Here is a 17,445-nt window from a genome sequence, read left to right as displayed (position 1 = left end):
CATTGGCGATTCTCGCTCTGGACATCGGCGCGACGAAGTTCGCGGCCGGGGTGGTCGGCCCCGGTTCCGAGGTGCGCGACGTGCGCCGAGTGGACGTGCCGGACACCGGCGTGTGGGACGTCTGTCGCGAACTGCTGCGCGTGGTCGCGGGGCCGGAACCCGTCAGCGCGGTAGGCATCGGTGCGGCCGGGCCGGTGGATGTGCGCACCGGCGTCACGGGTCCGTTGAACATCCCGGAGTGGAAGACGGGATTCCCGATCGTCGCCGCCGTGCGGGAACTCTTTCCCGCCGCCACGATTCGTTTCGCCATCGACGGCGCTTGTCTCGCGCTGGCCGAACATCGCCTCGGCGCGCTGCGCGGGGTGCCCGACGCGCTGGCCATGACGGTGTCGTCGGGCATCGGCGGCGGGATCGTCGCGGGCGGCAAGGTGCTGCTCGGGCGCACCGGCAACGCCGGGCACGTGGGTCACATCGTCGTGCCCGGGTGGGACACGCCCTGCGGCTGCGGCGGCCGCGGCTGCGTCGAGGCGGTCGCGAGTGGCATGTCGTCGGTGCGCTGGGCGCGCGAGCAGGGTTGGCCCGGCGCCACGGGGGCGCGGCTGGCCGCGGACGCGCACGCGGGCGACGAGATCGCCGTCGCCGCGCTGCACCGGGCGGGCACCGCGCTCGGCGCGGCGGTCGCCTCGGCCGCCGCTCTGCTCGACGTCGACCGGGTGGTGATCGGCGGCGGGTTCGCGCAATCCGGTGCGCCGCTGTGGGATCCGTTGCGGGCCGCGGTGAACGCGCACGCCGGACTGAAATTCCTGCGCGGACTGCGCGTGGAACTCTCCGAGATCACCCACGGGGCCACCCTGGCGGGCGCGGGTGTGCTCGCCGCGGAGCACACCGCCGACGAACCGGTCTGACATCGCGCTTTCGCGCCAGGACCGGGGCGGCGGAGGCGGGAACCGATGCGACCCGGCGCAGCGCGCATGGGAGGATGGCCGCATGACGTACACCCTCGTGCTGCTGCGCCACGGCGAAAGCGAATGGAACGCCCTGAACCTGTTCACCGGCTGGGTGGACGTGCATCTGACCGACAAGGGCATCGCCGAGGGCAAGCGGGCCGGGGAACTGCTGGCCGAGCACGGCATCCTGCCGGACGTCGTCTACACCTCGCTGCTGCGTCGCGCGATCTCCACCGCGAACATCGCGCTGGACGCCGCCGACCGGCACTGGATCCCCGTGATCCGGGACTGGCGGCTCAACGAGCGCCACTACGGTGAGCTGCAAGGCAAGAACAAGGCGCAGGTCAGGGAGAAGTACGGCGACGAGCAGTTCATGCTGTGGCGCCGCAGCTACGACACCCCGCCGCCGCCGATCGACCCGGCCAACGAGTACAGCCAAGAGGGCGACGCGCGCTACGCGGGCATCGATGTCCCGAAGACCGAATGCCTGCTCGACGTGGTCAACCGGATGGTTCCGTACTGGGAGTCGACCATCTCCAAGGACCTGCTGTCCGGCAAGACCGTGCTGGTCGCCGCGCACGGAAACTCGCTGCGCGCGCTGGTCAAGCACCTCGACCGGATCTCCGACGAGGACATCGCGGGCCTGAACATCCCCACCGGCATCCCGCTGCGGTACGAGCTGGACGAGAACCTGCGCCCGGTGCGTCCGCACGAGTACCTCGACCCGGAGGCGGCCGCCGCGGGCGCCGCCGCTGTCGCCGGTCAGGGCGGCAAGTAACCCGCATACCGAGCACTCTCGACGCGCTGTCACCCGCCCGGGTGGCAGCGCGTCGTCGTTTCGATGAGGTGTTGCCGTGCGACACGCCGGAGGGATGCCTGTCGATCCGCGGCGCGATGTCGGCGATTTAAGTTACCCACTATTTCTACCGTCTAGTAAGTAGGTACACTCTGGTCGTTCGACCAGCCGAGAGGTGGATCACGTCCGATGAAGAACGCGCTGCGGGCCACGGTGGCGGCGGTTGCCGTCACGATGCTCGTCCCCTTGCTCGCCGGCGGCGCCGATGCCGTCGCGCCGCCCACCGGCCCGGACGGCGGCGCTGCCGGAGCGGCTTGGACCGCCACCCAAGATGATCCGCAGCAGTACCCGAACATCAACATCCAGTGGGACGTCCCCATCACGATGAGTGACGGAACCGTCCTGAAGGGCAACGTCTACCGGCCCGCGGACGCCTCCGGCCGCCCCGTCGACACCCCTACGCCGACGATCGTCAATCTCACGCCGTACACCAAGCTGGTGTCGAACCTGGCCGATCACGCGCAGTCGATCCCCGGCCTGTCCGACGCGCTGATCGAATTCTTCCGGCAGATCGACATGAGCGGCACGCCGCTGTCCGGCGTCACCGACCTGACGAAGGCATTCGGCGGGGGCGAACTGCGCAACTTCACCGTCGACCGGCAACTGATCAAGAGCGGCTACTCGCAGGTGGTCGTCGACGTGCGCGGCACCGGTTTCTCTCAGGGCGTCTGGGACATGCTGCGCGGTCGCGAACAGCAGGACACGCTCGAGGTGATCGACTGGGCGTCCCGGCAGCCGTGGTCCAACGGACGCGTCGGCATGAACGGCATCTCCTACTCCGGGATCAATCAGGTGCAGGTCGCGCAGAAGCGCCCGCCCGCCTTGCAGGCGATCTTCCCGGTCGTGCCGGGCAGCGACCTGGTCAACGACGTGCTCGCACCCGGCGGCGGCTTCGGCTTCAACTTCATCCCGCTGTGGCTCACCGCGGTCAACGGGCTCAAGCTGATTCCCGATCTCGCCTCGGTGCTCAACGGGCAACTGGACACCACGTGGCTCGCCGACCGCGCCCGCGATCCGTTGACCTTCATGGACGTCCTGCTCAACGTCTACACCACCGCGCGCATCGAGGATCTCGACCCGCGCGCCAAGGAACTGCTGACCGACGGCTCCGGCCCGCGCCAGGACTGGCTCGGTGATCCCAGCGGTATCCGGACGCCGACCTTCGTCACCGGCGGCTGGCACGACCTGTTCACCTACTCGGAATCCAAGATCTACGACGAGATTCCGCTGCCGCCGGGCCAGAAGCAGCTGCTGATGGGCAACACCTATCACCTCAACTCGGGCAACGAGTACGGCAAGCCGGGCCTGCCGCCGCGGCTGGATGTGTTGCAGCGCGCGTGGTTCGACCGGTGGCTCAAAGACATCGATAACGGCATCGAGCAGTACGGCCCGATCACCCTGCGTCAGCAGGGCGGTGGCTGGATCACCACCGACTCGTTCGCCGCGTCGACCGCCGCCGCGAATCCGGGGCAGGCGGTGCATCGCAGGATGTACCTGTCCGCCGCCGCCAGCGGCACCGCGAACAGCCGCTACGACGGTTCGCTCGATGCCACGGGCACCGGCGAGCCCGCGCGTCTGACCGTGGCGCCCGGCCTGACCAGCCTGTGTTCCAACGACGCCGCCCAGGGCAGTGCCGGTGTGCTTTCGGTCATCGACGGCTGTGCGAAGGACTCCAGGGTCGAGGAACTCAACGGGCTGACCTTCACCAGCGCCCCGGTCGGCGAGCCGACCACGATTTCGGGGCGGATCGCGGTGCGGCTCAACACCGTTCAAGATGCCGCCGATGGGTACTGGGTGGTCACGGTGAACGATGTCGCGCCGGACGGGCAGTCCAGCGTGCTGTCGTCCGGTCAGCTCATGGCTTCGCTGCGGGCGATCGATGAGGCGAACAGCAGCAAGTCGGCCAGCGGCGACTACACCGATCCGCGGCCGTACACCTCGCTGGATCAGCGGCAGCCCACGGTCCCCGGCGAGGTGACCACGCTGGACATCGCGCTGCCCGCCACCGAGGCGATCCTGCAACCCGGTCACCGCCTGCGCGTCGACGTCTACGCGGGCAACTTCCCAAAGGGCTTGCCGATCCTGCCGATGCTGATCGACACCGGCTTGCGGCCTCAGCATCTGGAGCTGGACCCCGGCCGTCCGAGCTTCGTCAACATCCCGGTCAGCGGCAATCCGGGCTGGTAGATCCGGGGCGGGTCCGGGCGTGCACCCCGCGCATCGACGTCGCGGGGTATGGGCGAGGGTGCACGCTCCGGCCTCATCGTCGTGCGGTCAGTCGGCGACGGCGAACGCGGCCTCCAAGGGCGGGAACATCGCGCGGGCGTCGTGCCCGGCGAACCAGAGACCGACGGTGAACACCGACATCGCCTCCAGGTACCGGGCCCGGTGCAGCCCGCCCGCCGGGAGCGCCCGCGATCCCAGGTCTTCCGCCAGCCCCGCGACCACCCGCAGCGCGGCCTCGTCGTCACCGCACAGCGGCACCGCCAAGCGGCGCTCGTCGAAGACGCGCGCCTTCGCCTGCCACACCTCGGCGGCGCACAGGTTGAAGGCCTTCACCACGTGCGCTCCCGGCGCCAGCGCAGCGACCCGTTCCGCGACAGCGTCTTCTGCCAGGACGAAGGCGGTGGCTCCTTCCGGCGCCGTCGCATCCGGGGCGAAGGCGTTGGTGCAATCGACCACCGTGCGTCCGGCCAGCAGCTCTCCGGTCGCGTGCAGCACCTCCGACAGCGCGGGCACCGGTAACGCGAGCAGCACGACGTCGCCGAACGTCGCCGCGTCGGTGATGCTCCCGGCGCGCCCGCCGATCGAGGCCGCCGATTCCGCCGCGGCGGCGGAGCGGGCGCCGATGAGTACTTCGTGCCCCGCCGCGCTCCAGCCGCCGCCGAGCGCCCGCGCCATCGCGCCCGCGCCGATGATTCCGATTCGCATTCGAACTCCTGACTCGAAATGTGTTCGACGACGACGCTAGGAAATCCGAAAGGCACCCGGAGGTGCGCAACGGCGCTGGCAAGCTGGAGCCGTGAACGCAGCACCGATCGACCCGGTCAGCGCCGAGCGGGTGGAATACGCGCCCTACGGCGACTTCGAATCCGACTGCCCGGCCCGGATGGGTGTGGACATCTTCGGCAACTCCTGGCTACCGGTGCTCGTCTACCTGCTGCGCGAGGGGCCGATGCGTCCGGGCGAGCTGCGCGCGGCCATCGGCGGCATCAGTCAGAAGATGCTGACGCAGACGCTGCGCCGGATGGAACAGATGACGCTGGTGCGCAGGCGCCGCTACGCCGAGGCCCCGCCGCGGGTCGAATACGAGCTGACCGAGGCGGGCGTGGACCTGTTGACCCCGATCTACGCCCTGGGCGAGTGGGTGGACAAGCACGGTGCGTCGGTGAACGCGGCCCAGGCCGAGGCCGACGACGAAGAAAACCGACCGCTCGGTGAATACGAGGCGGATACGTGACGTCGAACAGCGCGTAAACATGCGGCTAACGGGGCCGGAAGGGCCTATGACCTGCGCGAAACTTCGTGTACCCCGCGTTGGCCGACCGGTCGGCGACCGTACGATTCAAGTGTGAGTGTTCCCCAGGCCGTGCTGCTGGCCATCTTGGCGGCTGTCGTCGGCCTGGCAGTCGGCGGGCTACTGATCCCGTATGTGAATGCCAGGCAGGCCGCGCGCAGGCAGGCCGACTCCGGTCTCACCATGTCGCAGGTTCTGGACCTGATCGTGCTCGCCTCCGAGAGCGGGATCGCGGTCGTCGACGAGTACCGCGACGTAGTGCTGGTCAATCCGCGCGCGGAGGAACTCGGCCTGGTCCGCAATCGCCTGCTCGACGAGCGGGCCTGGGCCGCGGTGGAGAAGGTGCTGGCCACCGGCGAATCCGCGGAGTTCGACCTCACCGCCAAGAATCCCGTCCCCGGCCGCGGCCGCATCGCGGTGCGCGGGGTCGCCAGGCAACTGTCGCGGGAGGAGACCACCTTCACCGTGCTGTTCGCCGACGACGATTCCGAACAGGCGCGCATGGAGGCCACCCGCCGCGACTTCGTGGCCAACGTCAGTCATGAACTCAAGACCCCGGTCGGCGCCATGAGCCTGCTGGCCGAAGCTTTGCTGGAATCCGCCGAAGACCCCGACGCCGTGCGACACTTCGGTCAGCGCGTGCTCGGTGAATCCCGCCGCCTCGGCAAGATGGTGACCGAGCTCATCGCGCTCTCCCGCCTGCAAGGCGCGGAGAAACTGCCCGAACTCGAGGTGGTGGACGTGGACACCGTGGTGATGCAGGCGGTCGACCGTTCCCGCACCGCCGCCGAAGCTGCCGGGATCACGGTCAGCACCGACCGCCCGAGCGGGCTCGAGGTGCTCGGCGACGAAACCCTGCTGGTCACCGCCCTGTCCAACCTGGTGGAGAACGCGATCGCCTACTCGCCGGCCGGTTCCCACGTGTCGGTGAGCCGCTCACTACGCGGCGATCACGTGGCGATGGCGGTCACCGACCGCGGCATCGGCATCGCCAAAGAGGACCAGGAGCGGGTGTTCGAGCGATTCTTCCGGTCCGACAAGGCGCGTTCGCGCCAGACGGGCGGCACCGGTCTAGGCCTGGCTATCGTCAAACACGTGGCCGCCAACCACAACGGGGAAATCACCCTGTGGAGCAAGTTGGGCACCGGATCGACGTTCACCTTGCGCATACCCGCCCATCACGAAGCAGGCGCCGACGACGACCACGACGGCGCCGTGGTTGGCACGAATGAAACAAGCCCGCGTCCTCCGGGACCGGGCCGACCGAATGGTGTGGAGGCACGCAGATGACGAGTGTTCTGATCGTCGAGGATGAGGAGTCGCTGGCCGATCCGCTCGCGTTCCTGCTGCGCAAGGAGGGTTTCGAGGTCACCGTCGTCGGTGACGGGCCATCCGCGCTCGCCGAGTTCGACCGGTCCGGTGCGGACATCGTCCTGCTCGACTTGATGCTGCCCGGCATGAGCGGCACCGACGTGTGCAAGCAGTTGCGCACCCGCAGCGGCGTCCCGGTGATCATGGTCACCGCGCGCGACAGCGAGATCGACAAGGTGGTCGGCTTGGAGCTGGGCGCCGACGACTATGTCACCAAACCGTATTCCGCCCGCGAGCTCATCGCGCGCATCCGCGCCGTACTGCGCCGGGGCGCTGGCGACGAGCTGGAGGGCTCCAACGAGAGCGGCGTGCTGGAAGCGGGTCCGGTCCGGATGGACGTCGACCGGCACACCGTGATGGTGAACGGCAAGCCGGTCACCTTGCCGCTCAAGGAGTTCGACCTGCTCGAATACCTGCTGCGCAACTCCGGGCGGGTGCTCACCCGCGGCCAGCTGATCGACCGCGTGTGGGGCGCCGACTACGTCGGCGACACCAAGACCCTCGACGTGCACGTCAAGCGGCTGCGCTCGAAGATCGAGACGGATCCGGCCAAGCCGGAACACCTGGTCACCGTGCGCGGCTTGGGCTACAAACTGGAGGCGTGAGCGCTCCGCCCGGCGAGAACCCGCAACGGCCGAGAGCACTGCGGTGCTCTCGGCCGTTGCGTTCAGCGGTGTGTCAGGGGACGTAGATCCACGTGGTGCCGAGGGGGGTCTCGGTCTTCTGCAGGGTGATCCAGCCCAGATCGTCTTCCTGCATGCAGTCGTAGAGATCGACGGTGTTGGTACCGCGGCAGGCGATGGTGTGGGAGGTGCCGTACGGGCTCGCGATCAGGAGCTTGCCCGCGGCCTTGGCGTTGACCGCGGCCGGATCGGTGGCCGACACGAACTCCGTGGTGAAGTCGAAGAACTTGTGCGGGTCGCCGTTCGGCTCGGCGTGGGCTACTCCGGTCAGCGAGAGGGCGGCGCCCAGGGCGATGGTGGCCGCGGTGAGAACTTTCTTGGACATAACGGCACATCAAACCCGATCCGGGTAAAGCTCGCATGGCGACGGGGTGAACCGCCCGGCGAATCGGTCCGCCGACCGCGGCCGACCGAGCGCCCGACCGGCAAACTGGTCAGGCGATCGGATCCGTGGATTCGCGCATCCGCTCGGCGTGCACCGTCGCCGGGTGGACGGCGATCAGGCCGAGTCCCTCGCGGCGCTTGCAGTGCCTGGCCAGCTCCGCGTAGGCGGGCGCGCCGATCAGTTCGGTCAGCTCCGGTGCGTAGGACTGCCACACCGGCTTAGAGCCGACATGGGCGTCGGGAGAGCCGGAGCAGTACCAGTCCAGATCGGCGCCGCCCGGCCCCCAGCCGCGGCGGTCGTATTCGGTGATCACGGTGCGCAGGATCTGCACGCCGTCGGGCCGGTCCACCCAATCCTGGGTGCGGCGGATCGGCAGCTGCCAGCACACGTCCGGCTTCACCTCCAGCGGCTCGATGCCGCGCCGCAGCGCCATGGAGTGCAGGGCGCAGCCGATGCCTCCCGCGAAGCCGGGACGGTTGAGGAAGATGCACGCGCCGTCGAACCGGCGCGTGCGCAGCGCGGGCTCGTCGTCCAGTTCGTCGAGTTCCAGATAGCCGCTCTTGGTGACTTTGCCCTGCGCGTTGGTCGCCTCGTCCCGCAGCTGCCAGTCCTCGGGTGTGAGCATCTTCACAGCGCGGCTCAGTCGTTTGCGGTCGTCCTCGTCGGAGAGGAACGCGCCGTGCGAGCAGCAGCCGTCGTCCGGCCGGTCGGCCAGGATGCCCTGACAGGCCGGGGTGCCGAACACGCAGGTCCACCGCGACAGCAACCAAGTGAGATCGGCGACGATCAGATGCTCGTCATTTGCCGGATCTACGAACTCGATCCACTCACGGGGAAAGTCCGGATCGACTTCCGGGGCCGGGTCGATCTTCCCCGCTGGTCGGGGCCGGGTCGGGCTGCTCGGTGATGCGCCTACCGTCACGAAATAGGACGCTAACAGTTCAGTCGCCTGGGCTGAAGTGCCGCACCACCCAGTACCGTGTTCATGTGCGGCTTGGGGTACTCGATGTCGGAAGCAATACCGTTCACCTGCTCGTGGTGGACGCGCATCGTGGCGGTCACCCCCTGCCGATGAGCTCGACGAAAGCCACCTTGCGGCTCGCGGAGAACATCGACGTCGCCGGTCGAATCACCGAGGCGGGCGCGCAGCGGCTGATCGACACCGTGGCCGAATTCGCCAGCATCGCCGAGACGTCCAGATGCGTCGAACTGATGCCGTTCGCCACCTCGGCGCTGCGGGAGGCGGCCAATTCCGAGGAGGTACTCGGTCGCGTGCGCGAGTCGACCGGAGTCGACCTGCGGGTGCTGTCCGGCGTCGACGAGGCGCGGCTGACCTTCCTCGCGGTGCGCCGCTGGTACGGCTGGAGCGCCGGGCGCATTCTCAACCTGGACATCGGCGGCGGATCGCTCGAGATGACCAACGGCGGCGACGAGGAACCCGACGTCGCGCTGTCCTTGCAGCTGGGCGCGGGCCGGTTGACCAGGGAGTGGCTGCGCGAGGACCCGCCGGGCAAGCGCCGGGTCGCCGTGCTGCGGGACTGGCTCGACGCCGAGCTGGTGGTACCGGCGAAGAAGCTGCTCGAGCCGGGCAAGCCCGATCTCGCCGTTGGCACCTCGAAGACCTTCCGGTCGCTGGCCCGGCTCACCGGAGCGGCACCCTCCGCGGCGGGTCCGCGGGTGCGTCGTACACTCACGAGCTCGGGTCTGCGCCAACTGATTGCGTTCATCTCGCGGATGACGGCGGCGGACCGTGCAGAATTGGAAGGCGTAAGTTCCGATCGGTCACAGCAATTGGTGGCCGGCGCACTGGTCGCGGAGGCGAGTATGCGGGCACTTTCGCTCGATACTTTGGAGATTTGCCCGTGGGCGCTGCGTGAAGGGCTGATCCTGCGCAAACTGGATACCGATATGAATGGTGGACCCGAAGCAACGTACTCAGCGGGCACGGCGGCCGGTGACGGTCGGCCCGCGCCCGGCGGCGCGCCTTCGCCGGGCTCGATCGGGACGGTGTCGTCATGAGCGAGGATTCCAAACAGCTGTCGGTCGCGGAACTGCTGGCGCGTAACGGCCAGCAGAGCGGAGGCTCGTCCGGCGGTGGCAGACGTCGCCGCAGTGGCCGTGGCATCTCCGTCGCCGAACTGACCGGCGACCTGCCGGTCATCCGGGACGGCGGTGGTCACTCCGCGCACGCGGCGCCGGATTCCGACGCGGAGGAGCCCGCCTACGCGCCCCCCTCGTTCGATCCGCCCGCGCCGGAACCGGTTTCCTACTCGCCCGAGCCACAGCCCGATCCGTCGTCGTATTCGCCCATGTCGGGCCCGATTTCGATGTACGACCCGCTGGCCGGTTACGCGCAGCCGGACCCGCCGCAGGCCGATCCGCCGCCCGGGCGATCCAACCGGGTCATGCCCGGCCGGGAGATGCCGTCTTCGCGGCACGGCACGTCCTTCGATCCGCTGTCGCCGGATACTCCGGTGTCCGATCTGTTCTCGGTCGCGCCCGGTCCGTACGCCCCCGACCCACTGGCGGGTGTGCCCGAGACGCCCCCGCGCTCGGGGCGCAGGCGCAGGCGGGAGGAACCCGAAGAAGAGGCCACCGAGGTACGGTCCTGGCACGAGGTTCCGCACGAGCCGTTCGGCCGGGACGCGCTGTCCGACCGCGGGGTCGGTGAACCGGGCCGCAACGGCCACGGAGAGCGGGACGCACCCGGCTTCGGCCGTTCGCCGCTGCCCGAACGCAACGGCGCCAGGGGTGGGCGCGCGGCCAGGCGCAGAGCGGCGGAGGCCGCGGAAGCCGCCGAGGATCTCGGTCCGTCCACCGCGGCCTGGTCCCCGTCCACCGGCGGTTTCGCCCCGGAATCGGAACCGCTGCCCCTTCCGCCGCCGCCCGATCCGAGACCGAAGCCGACCAGGCCCGCTCCGCCCGAGCCGCAGCAGGAGGCGCATCGGAGATCAGCCCGCCGCGAGGGCGTCGGCGAGAACGGCCTACCGGCCTGGTCGGCCCGCCGGCACAAGCCGCAGGCCGATTCCGCGCCGGAATCCGTCGGTATCCCGACCGCCGCGTGGTCGCTGGCCAGCCAGGATCAGCAGTTGCTCTCCGGCCAGACGGTCGCGGGCGACCTGTTGCGCGACGGCGTCGACCGGGCCGAACGCGGCGCGGCGGCGCGCAACGGCAGGGGCGGTCGCGGTAGGCGCGCCGCGGCCGAGGCCGCGGAACTGGACGGCGTCACCGACGTCTACGAGCCGATCGCGCTGGATGAGGACGAAGACGACGAGGACGACATCGTCGACGAACCTCGCGTCACCAGCCGGGCCACCTCGCGCCGGTCCCGGGCCGTCAAGAAGGCGGAGGACGACGAGAACCGGCGCCAGTGGATGATCCTCGGCGGCCAGAGCACCGGCGCCGCCGTCGCGGGCATGCTGCTGTTCAAGGGCTTCGAGCGGATGTGGGAGATGCTGCCCTGGGTCGCGCTGGCCCTGGCGATGATCGTGATTCTCGGCCTGGTGGCCCTCGTGCGGATCCTGCGCAGGACCGACGACATCCTCAGCACGGTGATCGCCGTCGTCGTGGGCATCTTCGTCACGCTGGGGCCACTGGCCTTTCTTCTCAGCACGAACTGAGCATGGAGCAAGTCGTGGCGAATATCGGGCAGGCGAACGAGACCGGGTCGCGTACGGGCGAGGGATCGCCAGGAGATACCGGGGGCGCATCCCGGCCGAGGGGGATTCGGGTGGGGCTCTCGACCGCCTCGGTGTACCCGCAGAACACGGAGGCCGCGTTCCGTTACGCCGCCGAACTCGGCTACGACGGCGTCGAGCTGATGGTCTGGGCCGAGCCCGCCAGCCAGAGCATCGCCACCGTGCAGGCGTATTCGCGCAGTTACGGCGTTCCGGTGCTCGCGTTGCACGCTCCGTGCCTGCTGATCTCACAGCGGGTATGGGGTTCGGATCCGGTGGCCAAGCTCGAGCGCAGTGTGCACACCGCCCAGGCGCTCGGTGCGGGCACGGTCGTCGTGCACCCGCCGTTCCGCTGGCAGCGCCGCTATGCGGCCGGGTTCGCGGCGCAGGTGGCCGAGCTCGAGGAGAGCAGCCCGGTGCTCGTGGCGGTGGAGAACATGTTCCCGATGCGGGCGGACACGCTGTTCGGCCGACGCGAAGGCGCGGTGCGCCGACTGGAGCGCCGTGGTGGCCCGGGTCCGGCGCTCACCGCCTTCAGCCCCTCCTACGACCCGACCGACACCGGGTTCCGCCACTACACCCTGGACCTGTCTCATACCGCCACCGCAGGAGCCGACCCATTGGCGCTGGCGGCCCGCATGGGCGCGGGTCTGGTCCATCTGCACCTTGCCGACGGCCGAGGCGCCGCGCACGACGAACATCTCGTTCCGGGCGATGGCACCCAGCCGTGTGTGGAAGTGTGCGCGAGCATGGTCCGCAGCGGTTTCACCGGCCAGGTCGTCGCCGAGATCAACACGCAGAACGCGCGCACGACCAAGGAGCGGGCCGAGATGTTGCATCGCACGCTGGCCTTCGCCCGCAAGCATCTGACCGAGGCCGCCGCGCCCACTCCCGCCGGCGCGCGGCACAGCTCGCCCGAACCGCCGATGTGACGCTCGTCGCTACTCCGGTATGCGGCCATGGGGTCGGTCGCCGGTTGCGTTGTACGTTGTACGAACCCGTTGCCGACAGTGTGGTCACGAGGCCGCGAACGACGCCATCGGGTGCGGTCGACGCAGGACAGGAGTGAGGATGACGACGGAGCTGACGGCCGAATTCGGCCCGGCGGCCACGACCGACGCACCGTTCAGCCAGGTGTGCGCGCTGGAACCGGCGCCGCCGCGAACCCCGGACACCGGCCGTTACCTGGGCTTCATCGACGACATCTGGACCATCGGCCCGAAGGTGCACGGCGGGACGATGGTCGCGGGCAGCGCGGCCGCGGCGACGAATTGGCTGCGCGCCGCCGATCCCGCGCTGGTCGGGATGGCGCCGGTCGCCGCGAGTTCCGATTTCCTCGGCGCGCCGAACCCCGGCGAGGTCGAATACGAGGTGCGCTTGCGGAAGATCGGTCGCCAGATCTGCCTGGCCGACGCCGACCTCGTCCAGAACGGCCGCGTCCTGGTGCGCACGGCGCTGACGTTCAGCCGCCTGGACGACGCGAACCCGATCTACGCGCCCGAGCACTCCGACATGCCCACGGAGCCGCCCGCCGATGCCATCGGCTACGAGCCCGGCTCCCAGATGGGCGACATCGTGCACGTCGGCCGAGGCGCCGACATCTATCTCGACCGCGACTGGGCCCGCTTCCTCGCGGGCGCGAAGGGCGAGCCGCGCCTGCGGTTGTGGATTCGTCCGCGACCGGGCGACGAGCAGGACCCGGACGTCGCGATGTACTTCGCCATGATGAGCGCCGACATGAGCCCGCCGGTCCCGATGAACCTCGGCCACTTCGGCTGGGCGCCCACCGTGCAGATGACCACCTACCTGCGTCGTAGGCCCGCGCCGGGCTGGCTGCGGATCGTCGCCACCACGCACGAGGTGGGCGAGCGCATGTTCGACGAAGATCAGCTGGTGCTGGACTCGACCGGCGCGGTCGTCGCGCAGAGTCGTCAGCTGGCGCTCGTTCCCCAGCGCTGAGCCGCCGCGCGCGCCGTCTAGCCTTGAGGCCCATGACGAGAATTGCGGTGATCGGTGGCGGGCGCATCGGGGAGGCGTTGGTCGCCGGGTTGCTGGAGTCCGGGCGGCTGACCAAGGACTTGGTCGTCGTGGAGACGCATCGGGAACGGGCACATCAGCTCGCCGACCGCTTCGGCGTCCGGGTCACCGACGACCTCGCCGATGCCGCGGTCGGCGCGGATCTGCTGGTGATCGCGGTGAAACCGGGCGATGTGGACGCCGTGCTCGCGCCGCTGGGCAAGGCGGAGATCGGCAGCGACCGCGATCAGGTGCTGGTGTCGCTTGCGGCCGGTGTGCCGACCGCTCGACTGGAGGGCAAAATGCCCGCCGGGTTCCCCGTGGTGCGGGTGATGGCGAATACGCCGATGCTGGTGGGGCAGGGGATGAGCGTCATCGCGCCGGGGCGCTATGCGCGCGAGCGGCATCTGGAACTGGTGACCGAGATGCTCGGCGCGGTCGGCAAGGTGGTCACCGTGGCGGAGAGCCAGATGGACGCCGTCACCGCGGTGTCCGGATCCGGGCCCGCCTACTTCTTCCTGGTCGTCGAGGCGTTGGTGGACGCGGGCGTCGGGCTCGGGCTCACCAGGGATGTGGCCACCCAGCTCGTCGTGCAGACCATGGTCGGCTCGGCCGCCCTGCTGGACAGTTCCACCCAGACCGCGGCGGAATTGCGCGCCGCGGTGACCTCGCCCGCGGGCACCACCGCGGCCGCGATCCGCGAACTCGAGCGCGGAGGACTACGCTCGGCATTCTGGGAAGCCCTCTTCGCATCGAAGGAACGGTCGGTCGAACAGGGCGCATCAGCGGAGTGACCGGTCTGTTCAAAATCGGAAAACCCGATTTCTCACACCCGTCGCAGTAACACCACTGGTCCCGCTAAGCTTCAAGGAGCACGTGCGTGTCTGTTCCGCCGGTGGGGAAGCCGGCGGCGCGGACGTGCCGGAGGTCAATGGTGCAATGATGTCTGCGAACAAGATGTCTGCGAATTCCGGAGCGTCCGGCGGCTCCGGTCCCGCAGCAGGTCGGGGGAATTCCCGCGCACAGCGTGAGGCCGCGACACAGGGGCAACCTGTACTCGGCGGCGGCACCCAGTTTCTCACCGTCGCCGAAGTGGCGAGTCTGATGCGGGTGTCCAAGATGACGGTCTACCGGCTCGTGCACTCGGGCGAGTTGCCCGCCGTGCGCGTCGGACGATCGTTCCGGGTGCACGCCAAGGCGGTGCACGACTATCTGGAAACGTCCTATTTCGACGCCGGATGAGGCGGTTTCGGTACCGCTGGGGCGTGACGGTACGATAGCTCCTCGGTTCGTGTTCGCCCGCCGGTGGCATCGCTGTTCGTTGCCCCGTGGTATCCGGCGGCGCGAACACGGGGCGTGAGGCTTGCCGAGTGACCCCGGCCCGTCGGCCGGGGCGCGGCAGACGGGCGTCCGGCAATCGCGCACGGGCAGCGTGCGCGCCGAGTAGAGAGAACGCGAGGACAACCCTATGGGTTCTGTGATCAAGAAGCGCCGCAAGCGCATGTCGAAGAAGAAGCACCGCAAGCTGCTTCGCCGCACGCGTGTTCAGCGGCGCAAACTCGGCAAGTAGGCATCGCTGCGTGGTAGCTGCGCGAGCCCGTCACCAATAGGTGACGGGCTCTTTTATTTGAAACTTGAAATTTTGGAATCACCGTTTGTATCACGTGACTGAAGTCATCGTTAGATCCTGGTTAATACTCTCGGTGCGCGGGTAGGCAACCGCTACGCTGGGCACTGGGAATAATCACAAGGGCGGCTGGCAATGGAAAGCGGGTGCCGGTGAGTTCTGAGGGTCGGGAAGTGTACGCGCCGAAGGTCGTGCTGGTCACCGGGGCCAGCCGGTTCTTCGGCGGCACGGTCGTCGCCCGCCTCGCCCAGCACCCCGCGATCGAGCGGATCCTCGCCGTCGACACGATGACGCCGAGCCGAGAGCTGCAGCGGCGCATGGGCCGCGCGGAATTCGTCCGGGCGGACATTCGAAATCCGTTGATCCGTAAGGTGATCGATGGTGGCGAGGTGGATACCGTGGTGCACACCGCGCTGCTGACGCGCCCGCCCGCGGGCGGCGGTCGCGCGGTGATGAAGGATTACAACGTCCTCGGCGCGATGCAGCTGTTCGCGGTGTGCCAGAAGGTGGCTTCGGTGCGCCGGGTGGTGCTGCGCTCCTCGTCGGCGGTTTACGGTTGCAGCGCCAAGGATCCCGCGAAATTCACCGAGGAAATGAGCGCGCGCACACCGCCGCGCGGTGGGTTCGCGCGGGACATGATCGATATAGAGGGTTATGTTCGCGGGCTGGCCCGGCGGCGGCCCGATATCGCCACGTCAATTCTGCGATTCGCCCCCATCGTCGGCCCGCGGCTGGCCGCCCGCGGCGCGCAATATCTGCGTTCGCCGGTGACCCCGACCGTATTCGGCCGGGACGCCAGAATGCAGCTGCTGCACGAGGAGGACGCGGTGGCCGCGTTGACCCACGCGGCGCGCGGCGCGGCAGGTGGCACGTACAACATCGCGGGCGACGGCGCGCTCTCGCTGTCGCAGGCGGTCCGGCGGGCGGGCCGGATCGAGTTGCCCGTTCCCTTCACGGTGTTCCGCACCGCGGGTCGCCTGCTCATGGGCCCGGTGCTGCGGGAGTTCTCCGCCGAACAGCTCGACTATTTCCACTTCGGTTGTGGCCTGGACACCACGCGCATGCGCACCGAATTCGGGTTCGTGCCGCGCTGGACGACGGTGCAGGCATTCGACGACTTCATCGGGGGCGCAGCGTTGCGGCCCGTGGTCGATCCAGCGTGGATCGACGCCGCAGAACACAAACTGCTCGGCCTGCTCGGGGCCGGTACGGGAGCACACCAATGAACGACGTAGCGAAAGTCATCCGACTCCACGACCTCCAGATCGAGGCGCGCCAGCGGCCGGCGCCACGCAGGCTGGCCGCTCCGAGTCCGGTGACGTCGCTGGTGGAGCGGCGCGCGGCGGTCGCGCCCGCCGCGCCCCAGTCGCTGTCGGGCATGCTGCGCGGCGCGCTCGGCAAGCAGATTTCCAAGACCGCGGATTTCGCGCGCCGCAGGCTCACCGGCGACTACCAGGTCGACGAGTTCGGTTTCGACGAGCATCTGCTCGAGTCGGTCATCCTGCCCGCCCTGCGTCCGCTGTCGGACCTGTGGTTCCGGGTGGAGGTCAGCGGCATGGACAATCTCCCGGAAGCCGGCGGCGCGCTGATCGTGGCCAACCACGCGGGCACCGTGCCGATCGACGGTCTGATGCTGCAGCTGGCCGTGCACGATCGGCATCCCAAGCAGCGCGCGTTGCGCTTGCTGGCGGCCGACCTGATCTTCGAGACGCCGGTGCTCGGGGTGCTGGCTCGCCGGGCGGGCCACACGCTGGCCTGCCGGGAGGACGCCGAGCGGCTGCTGCGCTCCGGCGAGCTGACCGGCGTGTTCCCCGAAGGCTTCAAGGGCGTCGGCAAGCAGTACACCGATCGCTACAAGCTGCAGCGCTTCGGTCGCGGCGGCTTCGTCGCCGCCGCGGTGCGCACCGGCGTGCCGATCATCCCGTGCTCCATCGTCGGCTCCGAGGAGATCTACCCGAAGCTGGCCGACCTCAAGCCGCTGGCCCGGCTCCTGGGTCTCCCGTATTTCCCCGTGACGCCGCTTTTCCCGCACCTCGGCCCGCTGGGCGCGGTGCCGCTGCCGTCGAAGTGGTACATCGAATTCGGCGCCCCCATCCCGACCGCGCCGTACGAGCCCGAGGCCGCCGACGACCCGATGACCATGTTCGAGGTCACCGATCAAGTGCGCGAGACCATCCAGCAGACGCTCTACAAACTGCTCACCAAACGCCGCAACGTTTTCACGGGGTAGAGGATGCGCTAGGAACCGTCGCGGGGGGGGGGGGGGGCCCCCCCGCCCCCCCCCCCCCCCCCCCCGCGGGGGGGGGGGGGGGCGGGGCCGCCAACGCGCGCGCCGCGCCCCGCGGAAAAACAGTCGGAGAGAAAGA

At 69.3% G+C, this 17,445-nt stretch carries 18 protein-coding genes; 15 read left to right on the top strand and 3 right to left on the bottom strand.

The window, feature by feature from the left end:
- The first annotated feature begins 2 nt into the window (after nucleotides 1-2).
- The 3 genes from ACIA5H_RS29085 to ACIA5H_RS29075 all read left to right on the top strand — a co-directional run bounded on the left by ACIA5H_RS29085 (nucleotide 3) and on the right by ACIA5H_RS29075 (nucleotide 3,990).
- Nucleotides 3-905: an ROK family protein gene (locus ACIA5H_RS29085; protein WP_397078885.1), complete on the top strand. Its 903-nt coding sequence runs from the start codon at nucleotides 3-5 to the stop codon at nucleotides 903-905.
- Nucleotides 906-987: 82 nt separating this feature from the next.
- The gene (locus ACIA5H_RS29080) at nucleotides 988-1,725 is read left to right on the top strand and encodes a phosphoglyceromutase (protein WP_379254020.1); all 738 of its coding nucleotides are present in this window, start codon (nucleotides 988-990) and stop codon (nucleotides 1,723-1,725) included.
- Nucleotides 1,726-1,932: 207 nt separating this feature from the next.
- Complete coding sequence (locus ACIA5H_RS29075; RefSeq protein WP_397078701.1) at nucleotides 1,933-3,990, top strand: CocE/NonD family hydrolase; 2,058 nt, start codon at nucleotides 1,933-1,935, stop codon at nucleotides 3,988-3,990.
- 87 nt (nucleotides 3,991-4,077) lie between these two features.
- On the opposite strand, the gene ACIA5H_RS29070 is transcribed toward ACIA5H_RS29075, so the two are convergent.
- The gene (locus ACIA5H_RS29070; protein WP_397078699.1) at nucleotides 4,078-4,734 is read right to left on the bottom strand and encodes an NADPH-dependent F420 reductase; all 657 of its coding nucleotides are present in this window, start codon (nucleotides 4,732-4,734) and stop codon (nucleotides 4,078-4,080) included.
- A 91-nt stretch (nucleotides 4,735-4,825) separates the two neighbouring features.
- Between ACIA5H_RS29070 and ACIA5H_RS29065 the strand changes: the two genes are divergently transcribed.
- The 3 genes from ACIA5H_RS29065 (at nucleotide 4,826) to ACIA5H_RS29055 (ending at nucleotide 7,296) form a co-directional block, all read left to right on the top strand.
- Nucleotides 4,826-5,263 carry a winged helix-turn-helix transcriptional regulator gene (locus tag ACIA5H_RS29065; RefSeq protein WP_397078697.1) on the top strand — a complete coding sequence of 146 codons (438 nt, stop codon included), beginning with the start codon at nucleotides 4,826-4,828 and terminating at the stop codon, nucleotides 5,261-5,263.
- A gap of 111 nt (nucleotides 5,264-5,374) precedes the next feature.
- Nucleotides 5,375-6,610, top strand: a complete 1,236-nt coding sequence (locus ACIA5H_RS29060; RefSeq protein WP_379254017.1) for a sensor histidine kinase — start codon at nucleotides 5,375-5,377, stop codon at nucleotides 6,608-6,610.
- Nucleotides 6,607-7,296: a response regulator transcription factor gene (locus ACIA5H_RS29055; RefSeq protein ID WP_355071912.1), complete on the top strand. Its 690-nt coding sequence runs from the start codon at nucleotides 6,607-6,609 to the stop codon at nucleotides 7,294-7,296. The genes ACIA5H_RS29060 and ACIA5H_RS29055 overlap by 4 nt, the downstream gene beginning before the upstream one ends.
- A gap of 73 nt (nucleotides 7,297-7,369) precedes the next feature.
- Here the strand turns inward: ACIA5H_RS29055 and ACIA5H_RS29050 are convergent, their stop codons facing one another.
- The gene (locus ACIA5H_RS29050; RefSeq protein ID WP_355071913.1) at nucleotides 7,370-7,699 is read right to left on the bottom strand and encodes a hypothetical protein; all 330 of its coding nucleotides are present in this window, start codon (nucleotides 7,697-7,699) and stop codon (nucleotides 7,370-7,372) included.
- Nucleotides 7,700-7,808: 109 nt separating this feature from the next.
- A complete protein-coding gene (locus ACIA5H_RS29045; RefSeq protein WP_379254016.1) occupies nucleotides 7,809-8,681 on the bottom strand; it encodes a hypothetical protein in 873 nt (290 codons plus the stop codon).
- Between the two features lie 65 nt (nucleotides 8,682-8,746).
- Here ACIA5H_RS29045 and ACIA5H_RS29040 point away from each other — a divergent pair, with 65 nt between their 5' ends.
- The 9 genes from ACIA5H_RS29040 to ACIA5H_RS29000 all read left to right on the top strand — a co-directional run bounded on the left by ACIA5H_RS29040 (nucleotide 8,747) and on the right by ACIA5H_RS29000 (nucleotide 17,309).
- Nucleotides 8,747-9,778, top strand: coding sequence for a hypothetical protein (locus ACIA5H_RS29040; protein ID WP_379254015.1), 1,032 nt, complete (start codon nucleotides 8,747-8,749; stop codon nucleotides 9,776-9,778).
- Nucleotides 9,775-11,379, top strand: a complete 1,605-nt coding sequence (locus ACIA5H_RS29035) for a hypothetical protein (protein ID WP_397078693.1) — start codon at nucleotides 9,775-9,777, stop codon at nucleotides 11,377-11,379. Before ACIA5H_RS29040 ends, ACIA5H_RS29035 begins: the two co-directional genes overlap by 4 nt.
- A gap of 110 nt (nucleotides 11,380-11,489) precedes the next feature.
- Nucleotides 11,490-12,368, top strand: a complete 879-nt coding sequence (locus ACIA5H_RS29030; protein WP_379254013.1) for a sugar phosphate isomerase/epimerase family protein — start codon at nucleotides 11,490-11,492, stop codon at nucleotides 12,366-12,368.
- A 139-nt stretch (nucleotides 12,369-12,507) separates the two neighbouring features.
- Nucleotides 12,508-13,395: a thioesterase family protein gene (locus tag ACIA5H_RS29025; RefSeq protein ID WP_355071921.1), complete on the top strand. Its 888-nt coding sequence runs from the start codon at nucleotides 12,508-12,510 to the stop codon at nucleotides 13,393-13,395.
- 32 nt (nucleotides 13,396-13,427) lie between these two features.
- Nucleotides 13,428-14,246: a pyrroline-5-carboxylate reductase gene (gene proC, locus ACIA5H_RS29020; RefSeq protein WP_364424320.1), complete on the top strand. Its 819-nt coding sequence runs from the start codon at nucleotides 13,428-13,430 to the stop codon at nucleotides 14,244-14,246.
- Between the two features lie 145 nt (nucleotides 14,247-14,391).
- Nucleotides 14,392-14,694 carry a helix-turn-helix domain-containing protein gene (locus ACIA5H_RS29015; RefSeq protein ID WP_379254012.1) on the top strand — a complete coding sequence of 101 codons (303 nt, stop codon included), beginning with the start codon at nucleotides 14,392-14,394 and terminating at the stop codon, nucleotides 14,692-14,694.
- A gap of 226 nt (nucleotides 14,695-14,920) precedes the next feature.
- Nucleotides 14,921-15,022, top strand: coding sequence for a 30S ribosomal protein bS22 (locus ACIA5H_RS29010; protein ID WP_003402602.1), 102 nt, complete (start codon nucleotides 14,921-14,923; stop codon nucleotides 15,020-15,022).
- Nucleotides 15,023-15,231: 209 nt separating this feature from the next.
- Nucleotides 15,232-16,305, top strand: a complete 1,074-nt coding sequence (locus ACIA5H_RS29005; RefSeq protein ID WP_379254011.1) for an NAD-dependent epimerase/dehydratase family protein — start codon at nucleotides 15,232-15,234, stop codon at nucleotides 16,303-16,305.
- On the top strand, nucleotides 16,302-17,309 hold the full coding sequence (locus ACIA5H_RS29000) for a lysophospholipid acyltransferase family protein (protein ID WP_379254010.1): 1,008 nt from the start codon (nucleotides 16,302-16,304) through the stop codon (nucleotides 17,307-17,309). The genes ACIA5H_RS29005 and ACIA5H_RS29000 overlap by 4 nt, the downstream gene beginning before the upstream one ends.
- The last annotated feature ends 136 nt before the right edge of the window (nucleotides 17,310-17,445 follow it).

This window comes from Nocardia sp. NPDC051900 (assembly GCF_044452545.1).
GTDB classification, from domain to species: Bacteria; Actinomycetota; Actinomycetes; order Mycobacteriales; family Mycobacteriaceae; genus Nocardia; species Nocardia sichangensis.
Note: the sequence above shows the minus strand (reverse complement) of the source record. Positions and strands in the feature narration are given on the sequence as shown.

Coding starts and splice junctions, on each gene's coding strand:
- proC (WP_364424320.1), top strand. CDS start 13,428: ATGACGAGAATTGCGGTGATCGGTGGCGGGCGCATCGGGGAGGCGTTG.
- ACIA5H_RS29055 (WP_355071912.1), top strand. CDS start 6,607: ATGACGAGTGTTCTGATCGTCGAGGATGAGGAGTCGCTGGCCGATCCG.
- ACIA5H_RS29000 (WP_379254010.1), top strand. CDS start 16,302: ATGAACGACGTAGCGAAAGTCATCCGACTCCACGACCTCCAGATCGAG.
- ACIA5H_RS29025 (WP_355071921.1), top strand. CDS start 12,508: ATGACGACGGAGCTGACGGCCGAATTCGGCCCGGCGGCCACGACCGAC.
- ACIA5H_RS29015 (WP_379254012.1), top strand. CDS start 14,392: ATGATGTCTGCGAACAAGATGTCTGCGAATTCCGGAGCGTCCGGCGGC.
- ACIA5H_RS29080 (WP_379254020.1), top strand. CDS start 988: ATGACGTACACCCTCGTGCTGCTGCGCCACGGCGAAAGCGAATGGAAC.
- ACIA5H_RS29035 (WP_397078693.1), top strand. CDS start 9,775: ATGAGCGAGGATTCCAAACAGCTGTCGGTCGCGGAACTGCTGGCGCGT.
- ACIA5H_RS29010 (WP_003402602.1), top strand. CDS start 14,921: ATGGGTTCTGTGATCAAGAAGCGCCGCAAGCGCATGTCGAAGAAGAAG.
- ACIA5H_RS29050 (WP_355071913.1), bottom strand. CDS start 7,699: ATGTCCAAGAAAGTTCTCACCGCGGCCACCATCGCCCTGGGCGCCGCC.
- ACIA5H_RS29070 (WP_397078699.1), bottom strand. CDS start 4,734: ATGCGAATCGGAATCATCGGCGCGGGCGCGATGGCGCGGGCGCTCGGC.
- ACIA5H_RS29075 (WP_397078701.1), top strand. CDS start 1,933: ATGAAGAACGCGCTGCGGGCCACGGTGGCGGCGGTTGCCGTCACGATG.